Annotated in this window: 14 protein-coding genes; 4 read left to right on the forward strand and 10 right to left on the reverse strand. The window is 56.3% G+C overall.

Features of this window, described 5'->3' with window-relative positions; genetic code table 11:
* Position 1 precedes the first annotated feature (1 nt).
* Genes trmH through gmk form a run of 4 tightly spaced genes read right to left on the reverse strand, consistent with a single transcriptional unit; the run spans position 2 to position 3,785 of the window.
* Positions 2-691 carry a tRNA (guanosine(18)-2'-O)-methyltransferase TrmH gene (gene trmH, locus EH164_RS00405; protein WP_054802720.1) on the reverse strand — a complete coding sequence of 230 codons (690 nt, stop codon included), beginning with the start codon at positions 689-691 and terminating at the stop codon, positions 2-4.
* A gap of 4 nt (positions 692-695) precedes the next feature.
* Positions 696-2,813 carry a bifunctional GTP diphosphokinase/guanosine-3',5'-bis pyrophosphate 3'-pyrophosphohydrolase gene (gene spoT, locus EH164_RS00410; RefSeq protein WP_042715011.1) on the reverse strand — a complete coding sequence of 706 codons (2,118 nt, stop codon included), beginning with the start codon at positions 2,811-2,813 and terminating at the stop codon, positions 696-698.
* A gap of 18 nt (positions 2,814-2,831) precedes the next feature.
* Positions 2,832-3,107: a DNA-directed RNA polymerase subunit omega gene (gene rpoZ / locus EH164_RS00415; RefSeq protein WP_007369481.1), complete on the reverse strand. Its 276-nt coding sequence runs from the start codon at positions 3,105-3,107 to the stop codon at positions 2,832-2,834.
* Between the two features lie 54 nt (positions 3,108-3,161).
* The gene (gene gmk, locus EH164_RS00420) at positions 3,162-3,785 is read right to left on the reverse strand and encodes a guanylate kinase (protein ID WP_042715009.1); all 624 of its coding nucleotides are present in this window, start codon (positions 3,783-3,785) and stop codon (positions 3,162-3,164) included.
* 255 nt (positions 3,786-4,040) lie between these two features.
* Here gmk and ligB point away from each other — a divergent pair, with 255 nt between their 5' ends.
* Positions 4,041-5,720, forward strand: a complete 1,680-nt coding sequence (gene ligB / locus EH164_RS00425; protein ID WP_124971193.1) for an NAD-dependent DNA ligase LigB — start codon at positions 4,041-4,043, stop codon at positions 5,718-5,720.
* Here the strand turns inward: ligB and EH164_RS00430 are convergent.
* Both EH164_RS00430 and EH164_RS00435 read right to left on the reverse strand, forming a co-directional pair.
* Positions 5,714-6,331, reverse strand: coding sequence for a trimeric intracellular cation channel family protein (locus tag EH164_RS00430; protein WP_042715004.1), 618 nt, complete (start codon positions 6,329-6,331; stop codon positions 5,714-5,716). The genes ligB and EH164_RS00430 overlap by 7 nt on opposite strands.
* A 263-nt stretch (positions 6,332-6,594) precedes the next feature.
* The gene (locus EH164_RS00435; protein WP_124966977.1) at positions 6,595-7,458 is read right to left on the reverse strand and encodes a YicC/YloC family endoribonuclease; all 864 of its coding nucleotides are present in this window, start codon (positions 7,456-7,458) and stop codon (positions 6,595-6,597) included.
* A 124-nt stretch (positions 7,459-7,582) separates the two neighbouring features.
* On the opposite strand from EH164_RS00435, the gene rph reads away from it, so the two are divergent.
* On the forward strand, positions 7,583-8,299 hold the full coding sequence (rph, locus tag EH164_RS00440) for a ribonuclease PH (RefSeq protein ID WP_042715001.1): 717 nt from the start codon (positions 7,583-7,585) through the stop codon (positions 8,297-8,299).
* A gap of 120 nt (positions 8,300-8,419) precedes the next feature.
* Entirely contained in the window at positions 8,420-9,061 is a 642-nt protein-coding gene (gene pyrE, locus EH164_RS00445) for an orotate phosphoribosyltransferase (protein WP_094418916.1), read from the forward strand.
* Positions 9,062-9,096: 35 nt separating this feature from the next.
* Here the strand turns inward: pyrE and EH164_RS00450 are convergent, their stop codons facing one another.
* From EH164_RS00450 to coaBC, 4 genes are all read right to left on the reverse strand, one after another.
* On the reverse strand, positions 9,097-10,113 hold the full coding sequence (locus tag EH164_RS00450) for an SMP-30/gluconolactonase/LRE family protein (protein WP_124966978.1): 1,017 nt from the start codon (positions 10,111-10,113) through the stop codon (positions 9,097-9,099).
* A gap of 184 nt (positions 10,114-10,297) precedes the next feature.
* Positions 10,298-10,894 carry a nucleoid occlusion factor SlmA gene (slmA, locus tag EH164_RS00455; protein ID WP_124966979.1) on the reverse strand — a complete coding sequence of 199 codons (597 nt, stop codon included), beginning with the start codon at positions 10,892-10,894 and terminating at the stop codon, positions 10,298-10,300.
* Between the two features lie 124 nt (positions 10,895-11,018).
* Entirely contained in the window at positions 11,019-11,477 is a 459-nt protein-coding gene (gene dut, locus EH164_RS00460; protein ID WP_164483591.1) for a dUTP diphosphatase, read from the reverse strand.
* Positions 11,455-12,669 carry a bifunctional phosphopantothenoylcysteine decarboxylase/phosphopantothenate--cysteine ligase CoaBC gene (gene coaBC, locus EH164_RS00465; RefSeq protein WP_124966980.1) on the reverse strand — a complete coding sequence of 405 codons (1,215 nt, stop codon included), beginning with the start codon at positions 12,667-12,669 and terminating at the stop codon, positions 11,455-11,457. Before coaBC ends, dut begins: the two co-directional genes overlap by 23 nt.
* A 169-nt stretch (positions 12,670-12,838) precedes the next feature.
* On the opposite strand from coaBC, the gene radC reads away from it, so the two are divergent.
* Positions 12,839-13,507, forward strand: coding sequence for a DNA repair protein RadC (radC, locus tag EH164_RS00470; protein WP_124966981.1), 669 nt, complete (start codon positions 12,839-12,841; stop codon positions 13,505-13,507).
* Positions 13,508-13,528 lie beyond the last annotated feature (21 nt).

Genomic DNA, 13,528 nt, shown 5'->3' on the forward strand with positions numbered 1-13,528 from the left:
GTTACCTCGAAGCCTGCATGGTAGCCCACCACGTCGGGTCGGCTTCAATCTGCCCCTCATTATTCACATGAGGATAAGGCAGGCCTTTTTGTTTCGCGACCCGCGCGAGCACCGGGTAGCCGCCTTCGAACAGCAGGCGCTGCTGCTCGGCGTCCGGCAACATGCTGTTTTCACGCTTATACATACCGGCGTTTTGCCGCTGGCGCTGCGCTTCGTAGAGAATGAGCGCCGAGGCTACGGAGACATTGAGCGACTGCACCATGCCCGTCATCGGAATGATGATATCCCGATCCGCGAGATCCAGCGCTTGCTGAGTGATCCCGGTTTTCTCCTGCCCCATCAAAATACAGGTCGGGCGGGTATAGTCGATTTCACGGAAGTCGACGGCTTTGTCCGACAGATGGGTAGCCAGGATCTGCATGCCGCGCTGCTTGAGCACGCCGACGGCATCTTCAATGGTTCGGTGAGTTTTAACATCCACCCAGCTGTTGCTGCCCGCGGCGGAAGAGGCCATGGTGCGCATGCGGTTCCCCGGCCAGACAGCGTGCACTTCATGCACGCCGACGGCATCCGCAGTACGGATAATGGCAGAGACGTTATGAGGTTTATGGACCTGCTCCATGCAGACCGTCAGATCCGGCTGACGCCTGGCGAGCATCTCGCGGATTCGCGCATAACGCTGAGCATTCATACAATCAGTTTCGGTTACGGGTGACTTTAATCACATCCGGCATCACGCGGATTTTACGCATGATATTCGCCAGATGAACGCGATCGCGCGCCGTCAGGCGGATGAACGCGCTATAAACGCGGCCATCTTTCTCTTCCGTATTCAGGCTCTGAATATTGGAAGTGGCGGTGTTAATGGCCGCCGTCAGGTTCGCCAGCGCGCCCTGGTGGTTAAACATATCCACCTTGATCTCGGTGATAAACTCCTGCGCTGTCTCTTTATCCCACTCCACGGCCATAAACTTCTCTGGCTCTTTCTGGTAGCCACGAATATTACGGCAGGACTCATGGTGGATAACCAGCCCTTTACCGGGGCTGACGTGGGCGACAATCGGGTCGCCGGGGATCGGGCGGCAGCATTTGGCGAAGGTGATCAGCACGCCGTCTGCGCCTTTGATCGGCAGGTGCGCGGTATTTGCGCCAGTCGGTGCGGCGGTGCCCGGCGTGGCTTCCCCTTGCTGCAGATTTTTCGCCACCACAACGCTCATCGCGTTGCCAAGGCCGATTTCCGCCAGCAGATCGTCAAGCGATGCCAGCCGCATACGCTCCAGCTCGCGCTGAATATGCTCCTGCGGAATTTCCGCCAGCTTGCGGCTTCCGCCCAGCGCGTGATTCAGCAGACGGCGGCCGAGGCTTACGGAGTCGTCGCGCTTGAGGTTCTTCAGCATCTGGCGGATCTTCGCGCGCGCTTTCGAGCTGACGACAAAGTTCAGCCAGGCGGCATTCGGGCGGGCGCCCGGCGCGGTGATAATCTCCACCGTCTGGCCGCTGGAGAGCGACTGTGACAGCGGGTAGGGCTGACGATCGACGCGCGCGCCAACGCAGGCGTGACCGATATCCGTGTGCACCGCATAGGCGAAATCCACCGGCGTGGCGCCAGCAGGCAGTTCGACAATGCGGCCTTCGGGGGTGAAAACATAAATCTCATCGGGGAAGAGATCAGATTTAACGCTTTCGATAAATTCGAACGAGCTACCGGCGCTCTGTTGCAGCTCCAGCAGGCTCTGCATCCAGCGCTGGGCGCGGATTTGCGCGGTAGTGCTGCTTTCGCCGTGCTCTTTATAAGCCCAGTGCGCGGCAACCCCCATTTCCGCCATTTGATCCATATCTTCAGTACGGATCTGCACCTCGACCGGTACGCCGTGCGGGCCAATCATTGAGGTATGGAGGGATTGATAGCCGTTCGCCTTGGGGATGGCGATGTAGTCCTTTACGCGGCCAGGACGCGGCTTGTAGAGGCTATGCATCTGACCGAGTACGCGATAGCAGGTATCGAGATCGTGAACAATGACGCGGAAGGCGTAAATATCCATGATCGAGTGAAAACGCTGCTCTTTCAGCACCATCTTGCAGTAGATGGAGTAAAGGTGCTTTTCCCGCCCGCTGACGCGGCAGGGAATACCCGCTTCCTGTAAACGCCCTTCGATTTCCGAGAGGATTTTTTGAATCATCTCTTTGCGGTTGCCACGCGCGGCTTTTACCACTTCTTTGATCACGCGATAGCGGTTCGGGTAGAGCGCCTCAAAGCCCAGCTCTTCCAGCTCGGTTTTGATGTGATGGATACCTAAACGGTGCGCCAGCGGACTGTAGATTTCGAGGGTTTCACGGGCGATGCGGCGACGCTTGTCCGGGCGAAGAGAGCCCAGCGTGCGCATGTTGTGGGTGCGGTCGGCAAGCTTGATAAGGATGACGCGGATATCCTGCACCATCGCCATGATCATCTTGCGAAAGTTTTCCGCCTGCGCCTCTTTTTTATCCTGGAATTTGAGCTTATCCAGCTTGGAGACACCCTCCACCAGCTCGGCAACGCTTTTGCCAAAGAGCTGCTCCATATCCTGGTAGGTGGCGGGGGTATCTTCAATCACGTCATGCAGCAGCGCGGCCATCAGCGTTTCGTAGTCGAGTTTCATCTCGGCCAGAATACAGGCCACCGCTACCGGGTGCGTGATATAAGGTTCACCGCTTGAACGTGTCTGACCCTCGTGAGCGTCACGTGCAACGAGATACGCCTGCCTGAGACGTTTGATCTGGTCTTCAGGCAGATAGTTTTGAATCAGCTGATTCAGGCTTTCAAACAGATACAAGGGTGACCTGCAGGTTAATTAACGACGACCTTCAGCAATGGCGGTAACAGCCTGCAGTTCTGCGGCTTCCTGCTCTTGCTGTTCCTGGCGCTCACGGACATCAAGGATCTGGTTGTTAATCAGACCTTCTTCGATTTCGCGCAGCGCGATAACGGTGGTTTTATCGTTTTCTTCCGGTACTAACGGATCTTTACCGCCAACCTGCATCTGACGAGCGCGACGCGCGGCGACCAGCACCAGGTCAAAACGGTTACCAACTTTCTCTACAGCGTCCTGAACAGTTACGCGTGCCATACTTAAAATGCTCCACAGGTGAAGAAATGACTGGGCATGATACTGAAACCAGGCTCAGTCTGCCAATAGTTTGCTGATTAAAGCGTCATGTCGCTGCTTTTGGCGGCTCATGCGCAGACGTTCAGCGCGAATAATGGTTTTCAGATCGCCCAGGGCGGTATCGAAATCATCATTCACAATCAGGTAATCATACTCGGCGTAATGGCTCATTTCGGCAACCGCCTGGGCCATACGTTTCGCGATCACCTCTTCGCTATCCTGGCCGCGGCCACGCAGGCGGCGATCCAGCTCCAGCTTCGACGGCGGCAGAATAAAGATGCTGCGCGCCTGCGGCATGCGGGTACGAATTTGCTGCGCGCCCTGCCAGTCGATATCAAGAAACACATCGACGCCCGTTGAGAGCACTTGCTCAATCGTCGCGCGCGAGGTGCCGTAATAGTTGCCGAACACTTCGGCATGCTCAAGAAACGCATCCTCACTAATCATCGCTTTGAACTCATCGTGATTAACGAAGAAGTAGTGTTCACCGTGCACTTCACCCGGGCGCGGTGCGCGAGTGGTGTGCGAAACAGAAACTTGCGTGTCGTATAACGGTTGGGTTTTCAGCAAAGCCTGGATGAGGCTTGATTTACCCGCGCCGCTAGGGGCGGAAACAATATAGAGCGTGCCTTGAGCCATGAGAGTCTTTTGTATGTGAATGCGATAGGAACTTACATACGTGCCTATTATACACATCGCCGCTACGTGACGTAGCTTTTGTCACCCGTTTTCCCATCAATGATTCGATTTTGCGTACTGCTTTCCTGATTTTTATGCACGTTTTCATCGCCATGTAAGTTTCCCGGAAGCCCGCTCGCATCCTGCTCTTTTCCCGCTCGAAAGCGCTCAACCGCAGCGCTATAACCACTCCGCAATCACAAGGGAGAAGGGATGATGTGGAGAAGAGTTGGGGTCACCATTTTTCTACTGCTATGGAGTGCGTTCAGCTTCGCGGCTTGTCCGGTCTGGTCGCCCTCACGGGCGCAGGAGGAGGTAAAGCGCCTGAAACAGCAGCTCAGCAGATGGAACGACGATTACTGGTCCAGAGGCGCAAGCGAGGTGAGCGATGATGTTTACGATCGGATGAGCGCGCGCCTGGCGAACTGGCAGCGCTGTTTCAACATAACGTCCGCAGACATTGCGCCTGCTTTACCGGGCGGCAATCTTAATCATCCGGTTGCCCATACCGGGGTGCGCAAGCTGGCGGATAAATGGGCACTGCAGCAGTGGATGAGGGGAAAGCAGGAGCTTTGGGTACAGCCAAAAGTGGATGGCGTTGCCGTCACGCTGGTCTATCGCAACGGCAGGCTGGCACAGGCTATCAGCCGGGGTAATGGCCTTGCGGGCGAGGAGTGGACAGCAAAGGCGCAGGCCATTCCTGCGATCCCGAAAACCGTTACCGGTGCACTGGCGAATAGCGTCTTGCAGGGTGAGCTCTATTTACGCCGCAAGGGACATATCCAAAAACAGGCCGGGGGGCTTAATGCCCGAGCAAAAGTCGCCGGTGCGATGATGCGGCACGACAACCCGGAGTTGCTTAATGACCTCGCTTTCTTTGTCTGGGCCTGGCCCGATGGCCCTGCCACTTTAGCGCAGCGGTTGGTGGCACTAAAAAAGGCGGGCTTTGAAGAGGCGCACTACTACAGCGCGCCGGTTAACAGCGTGCAGGACGTAGAGCGTCTGCGCCAACACTGGTTCACTTCGCCGCTGCCTTTCGTCACGGATGGCGTGGTGGTGCGCACCAGTGCGGAGCCTGCGGGCAAAGAGTGGTTGCCTGGTCAAAGTAACTGGGTGGTAGCCTGGAAGTATGAGCCGGTAGAAGAGGTGGCAGCGGTGCAGGATATTCAGTTTGCCATCGGGCGGACCGGGAAAATTTCCGTTGTCGCGCTGCTGGAGCCGGTAAAACTGGGTGATAAGCGTGTGCAGCGCGTGAATATTGGGTCCATCCAGCGCTGGCAGGCGTTAGATATCGCACCGGGCGACCATATTGCCGTCACCCTCGCCGGACAGGGGATCCCTCGCGTGGAGCGCGTGGTCTGGCGCAACCTTGTTCGAAAGCTGCCCACGCCGCCGGAGGCTCGCTTTACGCCGCTGAGTTGCTTTTATGCCACGCCGGATTGCCAGCAACAGTTTATTGCCCGCCTCTCCTGGCTCAGTTCCGACAAGGCGCTGGAGATAGCCGGATTGAGCGAGAGCGGCTGGCGGACTCTGCATCAGGCTCACCATTTTGAGCATCTTTTCTCCTGGCTGGCGCTGACAAAAGAGCAGTTGCAGGCCACACCCGGTATGTCGCCCGCGCGCGGGCTGCAACTGTGGCACCGTTTTTCCTTAACGCGGGAGAGACCTTTAAGCCGCTGGCTTCACGCGCTCGGTACGCCGTTGCCACAATCGGCGATCAATGCCGCGGGCGATGTTTCATGGCGGCAGATGCGAAGCCGGGATGAGCTGGCCTGGCAACAACTACCCGCCATCGGCGCACAGAAAGCGCGTCAGGTTGTCGCTTTTATCCGCGAGCCGGCGGTTGAGCAGCTCACGGCGTGGCTGGCGAAGCAGGGCGTAAAGGCCTTTCAGTGAGCATTATGCTTGTAGTGAAACACCGGCAGGCCCAGTTTCCAGCGAATCGCCAGCAGGCGGCTGGTAAAGCCAAACAGCAGGGTGGTAATCACCACGATGTCATGGTTGGTGACGACATGGCTTAGCGCGATATAGAACACGGCGGCAGCAAATGCGATCCCGGCATAGAGTTCTTTCTGAAACACGAGAGGGATGCGCTTACAGAACATATCGCGCAGCACGCCGCCAAAAACGCCGGTGATGACGGCCGCAATCACGGCGATGATGGGGCCTTCGCCCATATCGAGGGCGATTTGCGCCCCGATAATGGAAAATACCACCAGGCCGAGTGCGTCGAGCACCAGAAACAGGCGGCGCAGATGGGGCATCACCGGGGCAAAGATTGTTGTCAGTACCGCTGCGACAGCAACAATGATCACATACTCCGGGTGCTTCACCCAGCCAAGCGGGTAGTGGCCAAGCAGGATATCGCGCACCGAACCGCCGCCGAGTGCGGTCGCAGTGGCAATAATAATGACGCCAAAGGTGTCCATACGACGTCGCCCTGCCGCCAGCGCGCCGGTCATGGCTTCGGCAGTGATGCCGATTAGATAGAGAATGTGTAACAGCATGCCGCCCCCTTAAACTCAGTGCGGGCAGGGTAATGATTAAGCCGGAAGAGGGCGATTGAGATTTTCTAAGGAGAGGCGTTTCGGATTAGATTGGCTAATGTCTTTGATAACAAGATTTTATCTTTATGCCATTGATTTTATTTAACTTAACTTGAATTCATCTGCAGTGTGCGCCAAGGTTACAAGCCTGTTATCAATAAATAATATGCAGGTGGCAGAGTGCAGAAAAAGGCCCTGGCGGGCCTTTTGATAGGAAGAGAAGTTTATTCGATATTCTGAATCTGCTCGCGCATCTGCTCAATAAGCACTTTCAATTCAATAGCCGAGTTGGTCACTTCCGCATTGATTGATTTAGAGGCCAGCGTGTTCGACTCGCGGTTGAACTCCTGCATCATAAAGTCGAGGCGGCGACCCACAGCTTCCTTCTTCTTCAGGATGTTGTAGGTCTCTTTAACATGCGCTTCGAGCCTGTCCAGCTCTTCGGCAACGTCGATTCGCTGCGCCATCATCACCAGCTCTTGCTCGAGGCGGTTGTTTTCCAGCTGCACCTGCGCCTCTTCCAGCTTGCTGACCAGGCGCTCACGCTGCCATTGCAGGATTTGCGGCATATGGGCGCGCACATTGTTGACTTCGGTGCTGACGCCTTGCAGACGCTGCTCGATCAGCGCTTTCAGCGCCTGGCCTTCGGTTTCACGGGCGACGATAAAGTCGTCCAGCGCGCCATCCAGCGTGGCGAGGATTTCAGCGGTAATCGCATCGAGATCCTGCTCCTGAGCCGCCATCACGCCAGGCCAGCGCAGAATATCGACCGGGTTAATTTCACCTTCGTCGCTCTGCATTTTTACCCAGTTAGCGGCGGTGACCAGCTGCTTAGCCAGTTTTTCATTCAGAATCAGCTCGCCCTGCGCGCTGGCGTCCGGCTCAAAGCGTAAGGTGCATTCCACTTTACCGCGGGTCAGACGGGTACGCAGACGCTCGCGGACAACCGGTTCAAGGCTGCGGAATTGTTCCGGCAGGCGGAAGTAAGTTTCCAGATAACGCTGGTTAACCGAGCGCAGTTCCCAGGAGGCGGAGCCCCATGCACCCTTGATTTCACGCCGGGCGTAGGCGGTCATACTGCGGATCATAGTCGTTCCCGTTTTGAAGGAGAGATGCGGGGGATTATAGCTTTGGTGGCCTTATCAGGATAGGAATAACCAGGGTTAGCCAGTATAATGCGCAGCCACATTCGTAACAGCCGGAGAAATCATCATGCGTCCAGCAGGCCGAAGCGCCACTCAAGTGCGCCCCGTCACCCTGACCCGTAACTACACAAAACACGCAGAAGGTTCCGTGCTGGTGGAATTTGGCGACACCAAAGTGCTCTGCACCGCCTCCATCGACGAAGGTGTTCCACGCTTCCTCAAAGGCCAGGGCCAGGGGTGGATCACTGCCGAATATGGCATGTTGCCGCGCTCGACCCACACCCGTAACGCCCGTGAAGCGGCGAAGGGCAAGCAGGGCGGACGTACCATGGAGATCCAGCGCCTGATCGCGCGTGCACTGCGCGCGGCGGTCGATCTGAAAGCGCTTGGCGAATTTACTATCACCCTCGATTGCGATGTTCTGCAGGCCGATGGCGGTACCCGTACCGCGTCGATCACTGGTGCTTGCGTGGCGCTGGCCGATGCGCTGAACAAGCTCATTGCCGCAGGCAAGCTGAAGACCAACCCGATGAAAGGCATGGTCGCGGCCGTTTCAGTGGGCATCGTCAATGGCGAAGCGGTATGCGATCTGGAATATGTTGAAGACTCAGCGGCTGAGACCGACATGAACGTCGTGATGACTGAAGATGGCCGCATGATCGAAGTGCAGGGCACCGCAGAGGGCGAGCCCTTCACCCACGAGGAACTGCTCGCAATGCTGGCGCTAGCCCGAGGGGGCATTGAGTCCATTGTCGCGGCGCAAAAAGCGGCATTAGAAAATTGATTTTGAGGGCGACGATGAGTCGCCCTTTTTTTTGCGCAACATCCGGCCTTCAAGCCTGTTGTCTGCGCAACGCACTTTGCTAAATTTTTAAATCATCAAAACAGGAAGAGGAGCGGATCCATGAAAGCGTACCAGCGTCAGTTTATTGAATTTGCGCTTAACAAACAGGTACTGAAGTTCGGCGAGTTCACGCTGAAATCCGGGCGCAAAAGCCCCTATTTCTTTAATGCCGGGCTGTTTAATACCGGGCGCGATCTGGCGCTGTTAGGCCGTTTTTACGCTGAAGCGTTAATGGATTCCGGGATTGATTTCGATCTGCTGTTCGGCCCGGCCTATAAAGGCATTCCGATTGCGACTACCACTGCGGTAGCGCTGGCAGAGCATCACGAGCGCGATGTGCCTTACTGCTTTAACCGTAAAGAAGCCAAAGATCATGGCGAAGGCGGTAACCTGGTCGGCAGTGCGCTGCAGGGCCGTGTGATGCTGGTGGATGATGTGATCACCGCCGGGACGGCGATCCGCGAGTCGATGGAGATTATTCAGGCTAACGGCGCGACCCTTGCTGGCGTGCTGATCTCGCTCGACCGTCAGGAGCGTGGCCGCGCAGAGATCTCTGCAATTCAGGAAGTTGAGCGTGATTATGGCTGCAAGGTGATTTCCATCATTACGCTGAATGACCTGGTGGATTATCTGGAAGAGAAACCGGAGTTGGCCGATCTGGTCGCCTCCGTGCGTGCGTATCGCGAAGAGTACGGCGTCTGAGTAGCTACCCGGCAGCAGGCCTGCCGGGTTTCGCCTTACAGAAGCTGTGCGCCCTGCGTGTTGACATACAGGGCGTAAATCGAGCTGCTGGCTGCCATAAAAAGCCGGTTTCGCTGCTCACCGCCGAAGCAGAGATTGGCGCAGCGCTCGGGCAGATGAATCATACCAATCGCTTTGCCCTGCGGGTTAAACACCCGGACACCATCCAGCTCGTCGCTGCCCATCCCCCAGCCGCACCATAAATTGCCGTCAACATCGCAGGCGATACCGTCCGCGGTGCCGTTGCCACAATCAATATGTACCCGCTTATTTTGTAACTGCCCGTCGACAATGTCCCACGCTAGTATTAAACGATTAGGCCTAGCGCGACTCTCCACTACATAGAGGATTTTTTCGTCCGGCGAGAAGCAGATGCCATTCGGCCCGCGCACATCGCTCAGCACCACTTCCAGCTTGCGGGTCTGCGGATCGAGACGATAAACATTCTGCGGCAGCTGCGGCTCGGCTTTATGCCCTTCATAAAAACCGGCAATGCCAAATGGCGGGTCGGTAAACCAGATTGAACCATCTGATTTGACCGCGATATCGTTCGGCGAGTTGAGCGGCTTACCGTCGAAGCTATCCGCCAGCACTGTGATGGTGCCATCGTACTCCGTGCGCGTAATGCGCCGCGTATCGTGCTCACAGCTGATTAGCCTCCCCTGGCGATCGCGGGCATGACCGTTGGCGTTATTCGCCGGTTTGCGAAAAACCGCGGTCTCGCCGGTCTGCTCATCCCAGCGCATCACCGCATTATTGGGAATGTCGCTCCAGAGCAGCATGCGCATATCACCAAACCATACCGGCCCTTCCGCCCAGCGACAGCCGGTGGCGATTTGCTCCACTTTCGCGCTGGAGACCATATATCCGCGAAAAGCGTCATCAAGCGCGACCACGCGCGGATCCGGGTAGCGCGGCGCAGGTGTCCAGGCAGCGAAGCTCTTTTGACTCAGTAACAGGGAAGCGGTAGCGATACCGCTCAGCTTTAACAGTTCCCGACGAGATGTTGCCATCCGGTCTCTCCTTCTTGCTTTTGTAGGGTATCGAAGCGGTAATTTGTTTCAGGAATAACCAGGTGCCTGAAGGAGCGTAGAGAATCGGGAAAGGTGCCACATCTGGCATTTTTACGAATTACGTTGGGCTTTTACACAGAATGGCGGGAAATGCGAATGCAGCCACAGAGGCTGCATAAGGTGATTACTGTAATTGCAGAAGTAACAGCGGCCAGCGCGCGTCAAAATCTTCGGTTGGGCTATATTTGAACTCGCTGCGCACATAGCGCGACAGCATCCCTTCACAGAAGGCCAGCAACTGGCTTGCCAGCAGCGTTTCGTCGGTCGTATACCCTTCACCTTCACGCATTTTGCGTTCGCGCAGCACCTGGCGCAGCTGCGCTTCGATACGCTCAAACAGCTGGTTAATACGCCCTTGCAGGCGATCCTGCTCAAACATCAGCGCATGGCCGGTCATGATGCGAGTCAGGCCTGGGTTACGTTCGCCGAAGCCCAGAATCAGTAAGACAATCAGACGCAAACGCGCAGTCGTGTCTTTTTCATCTTTTAAAATCAGGTTGATGCGGGTAATCAGGCTATCTTCGATAAACTCGATCAGGCTATCGAACATGCGTGTTTTGCTGGGAAAGTGACGATACAGCGCGGCTTCAGAGACGCCGACCGATGCCGCCAGTTTCGCCGTGGTAATACGTTGGCTTCCATCGCTGGATTCCAGCATTAACGCCAGAGATTGAAGTATTTCCTCACGGCGATTCTTTTTCGCAGTCTGTTTTTCTGCCATGTTCTAAAAAACCCCAGAAAATAATCACTTGTCAGGCGAGCAACCACACAACGGCCGCAAATGCCTGGCATTTGCGGTCATCTTATCGCGTTAGAGTGTTGTGTAATGCGTTAAATAGCGCGGATTATTGACGCCCGGAGTGGCCAAAGCCGCCTTCGCCACGCACGGTGGCATCGAACTCTTCCACCAGGTTAAATTCAGCCTGCACCACCGGTACAAAGACCATCTGCGCGATACGCTCGCCAGGCACAATGGTGAAGCTCTCTTTCCCGCGGTTCCAGACGGAGACCATCAGCTGCCCCTGGTAATCGGAATCAATCAGCCCCACCAGGTTGCCCAGTACCACGCCATGTTTATGACCGAGGCCCGAGCGCGGCAGAATCACGGCTGCAAGTGTTGAGTCGGCAATGTGAATCGCCAGACCGGTTGGCAGCAGCGTGGTGTCGCCTGGCGCCAGCTCTACGGCGTCATCCAGACAGGCGCGCAGGTCAAGACCGGCGGAGCCGGAGGTGGCATAGGTCGGCAGCGGGAACTGCTCACCCACGCGCGGGTCCAGAATCTTAACGTCGATTTTTTTCATCATAACGGGTAACAATCTCGTCCAGTAATAGGTGTCCCAGCAGCGCTTTGCGCTCCAGCGGCAAGCGCTTATCGCCATCTTGCCAGAACAGATGTAATGCGTTGTTGTCGCTATTAAAGCCTTGATTAGATTGCGAAACATCGTTGGCGCAAATCAGGTCGAGGTTTTTGCGGGCGCGTTTCTGCCGGGCGTATTCTTCCACATTATTCGTTTCCGCGGCAAACCCAACAACATAAGGTCGATGGCTGGTGAGTGCCGCAACGCCGGCGACGATATCGGGGTTTTTCACCATTTTTATTGTGATTTCATCGCCTTGCTTTTTAATTTTCTCAGGGGCGACCTCGCTGGCGCGATAATCCGCGACCGCCGCGCAGCCGATAAAAATATGCTGCTGCTGGGCGCGCTGCTGTACCGCCGCTTCCATCTCAAGGGCGGTGGTGACATCCAGACGCTGAACAAAGGCGGGCGTAGGCAGCGACACCGGGCCTGAAACCAGCGTCACGTTCGCGCCGCGCTTCGCGGCCGCTTCAGCAATGGCGAAGCCCATTTTGCCGGAGCTGAGATTGGTGATGTAGCGCACCGGATCCAGCGGTTCGCGGGTCGGGCCGGCGGTAATCATAATGTTCAGATGTTGCAAATCCTTGACCGGGGAAAAGTGAGCCGCGGCCATATCAACAATAGTCAGCGGATCGAGCATGCGGCCCGGGCCGACATCACCGCACGCCTGGCTACCGCTGTCTGGCCCCCACAACAGCAGGCCGCGCGAAGCCAGCACCTGTAAATTGTGTTGGGTGGCGGCGTTACGGTACATCTGCTGATTCATCGCCGGGACAACCGCAACCGGAGATGGGGTGGCTAGGCAGATGGTTGAGACCAGATCGTTCGCCATGCCCACCGCGACGCGGGCGATTAAATCAGCGGTGGCGGGTGCCAGAATCACCAAATCGGCCCATTTACCCAACTCGATATGCCCCATTGCCGCTTCCGCAGCGGGGTCGAGCAGGCTGTCAGAGACCGGGTAACCGGAAACGGCTTGCAGACTTAGCGGTGTGATAAAGGCTTTGGCGGCCTCGGTCAGCGCCACGCGGACTTCCGCGCCGCGATCGCGCAAGCGGCGCACCAGCTCAGGCGCTTTATAGGCCGCGATACCGCCGCTTACGCCGAGGACAATTTTTTTACCCGCCAGAGTTGTCATGATTCTTTCCCGTTGGATTCGCCAGAGGGTGGGGATTTTATCACAATCCTGATGTCGTCGTGCCTATGCCCGTAAACCACTTTGCGAGGCGTTACGCAATGTTGAAAAGTGCCATTCGATGAGCATTCCAGGATGTGGCAGCATGAGTTCCTGACAGGGAGGTGTGGATATGGCGATTGTGTTAATTCCTCAAAAGCCGCGTGAAAAGATGATGCAGTTGGGCGTTGAGTCCCTTACGGACGTTGAGTTACTGGCGCTGTTTTTACGCACCGGCGCGTGCGGGAAAAGCGTACTTACCGTTGCGCGCGAGATGTTAAACCACTTTAGCTCGCTCCACTCTCTGCTCTGTGCTGACTATGATGAGTTCCGGTTTATCTCGGGCATTGGCGTCGCCAAATATGCGCAGCTCAGGGGCATCGGTGAACTGGCGAGACGCTCCTACAACGCGCGTATTGCCGAGGAGAGCTCTCTGCTCAGCCCGGACATGGTGCGGGAGTTTTTACAGAGCCAGCTGGCGAACGAAGAGCGGGAGGTCTTTATGGTGATCCTGCTTGATAACCGCAATCGCATCATCAAACATGCCCGGCTATTTTCCGGCACGATTAACCATGTTGAGGTGCATCCGCGAGAAATTTTGCGCGAAGCGATAAAATTCAATGCGGTCGGCGTGATCCTCGCGCATAATCACCCCTCGGGTAATGCTGAGCCCAGCAGAGCAGATAAGGCCATCACCGAACGAGTGATAAAATGCTGCCAACTCATGGACATTCGCGTTCTTGATCATCTGGTCATTGGTCGCGGCGAGTGCGTTTCTTTTGCGGAACGCGGTTGGATTTAGACCACTTTGCGCGATCCATCG

Source organism: Kosakonia sp. CCTCC M2018092, from assembly GCF_003864115.1.
GTDB lineage: Bacteria > Pseudomonadota > Gammaproteobacteria > Enterobacterales > Enterobacteriaceae > Kosakonia > Kosakonia cowanii.

What these genes read in the sequence shown, in the direction of transcription:
- dut (WP_164483591.1), bottom strand. Translation starts at nt 11,477, where the DNA reads ATGATGAAAAAAATCGACGTTAAGATTCTGGACCCGCGCGTGGGTGAG.
- rph (WP_042715001.1), top strand. Translation starts at nt 7,583, where the DNA reads ATGCGTCCAGCAGGCCGAAGCGCCACTCAAGTGCGCCCCGTCACCCTG.
- coaBC (WP_124966980.1), bottom strand. Translation starts at nt 12,669, where the DNA reads ATGACAACTCTGGCGGGTAAAAAAATTGTCCTCGGCGTAAGCGGCGGT.
- radC (WP_124966981.1), top strand. Translation starts at nt 12,839, where the DNA reads ATGGCGATTGTGTTAATTCCTCAAAAGCCGCGTGAAAAGATGATGCAG.
- pyrE (WP_094418916.1), top strand. Translation starts at nt 8,420, where the DNA reads ATGAAAGCGTACCAGCGTCAGTTTATTGAATTTGCGCTTAACAAACAG.
- EH164_RS00450 (WP_124966978.1), bottom strand. Translation starts at nt 10,113, where the DNA reads ATGGCAACATCTCGTCGGGAACTGTTAAAGCTGAGCGGTATCGCTACC.
- EH164_RS00430 (WP_042715004.1), bottom strand. Translation starts at nt 6,331, where the DNA reads ATGCTGTTACACATTCTCTATCTAATCGGCATCACTGCCGAAGCCATG.
- gmk (WP_042715009.1), bottom strand. Translation starts at nt 3,785, where the DNA reads ATGGCTCAAGGCACGCTCTATATTGTTTCCGCCCCTAGCGGCGCGGGT.
- trmH (WP_054802720.1), bottom strand. Translation starts at nt 691, where the DNA reads ATGAATGCTCAGCGTTATGCGCGAATCCGCGAGATGCTCGCCAGGCGT.
- EH164_RS00435 (WP_124966977.1), bottom strand. Translation starts at nt 7,458, where the DNA reads ATGATCCGCAGTATGACCGCCTACGCCCGGCGTGAAATCAAGGGTGCA.
- ligB (WP_124971193.1), top strand. Translation starts at nt 4,041, where the DNA reads ATGTGGAGAAGAGTTGGGGTCACCATTTTTCTACTGCTATGGAGTGCG.
- rpoZ (WP_007369481.1), bottom strand. Translation starts at nt 3,107, where the DNA reads ATGGCACGCGTAACTGTTCAGGACGCTGTAGAGAAAGTTGGTAACCGT.
- slmA (WP_124966979.1), bottom strand. Translation starts at nt 10,894, where the DNA reads ATGGCAGAAAAACAGACTGCGAAAAAGAATCGCCGTGAGGAAATACTT.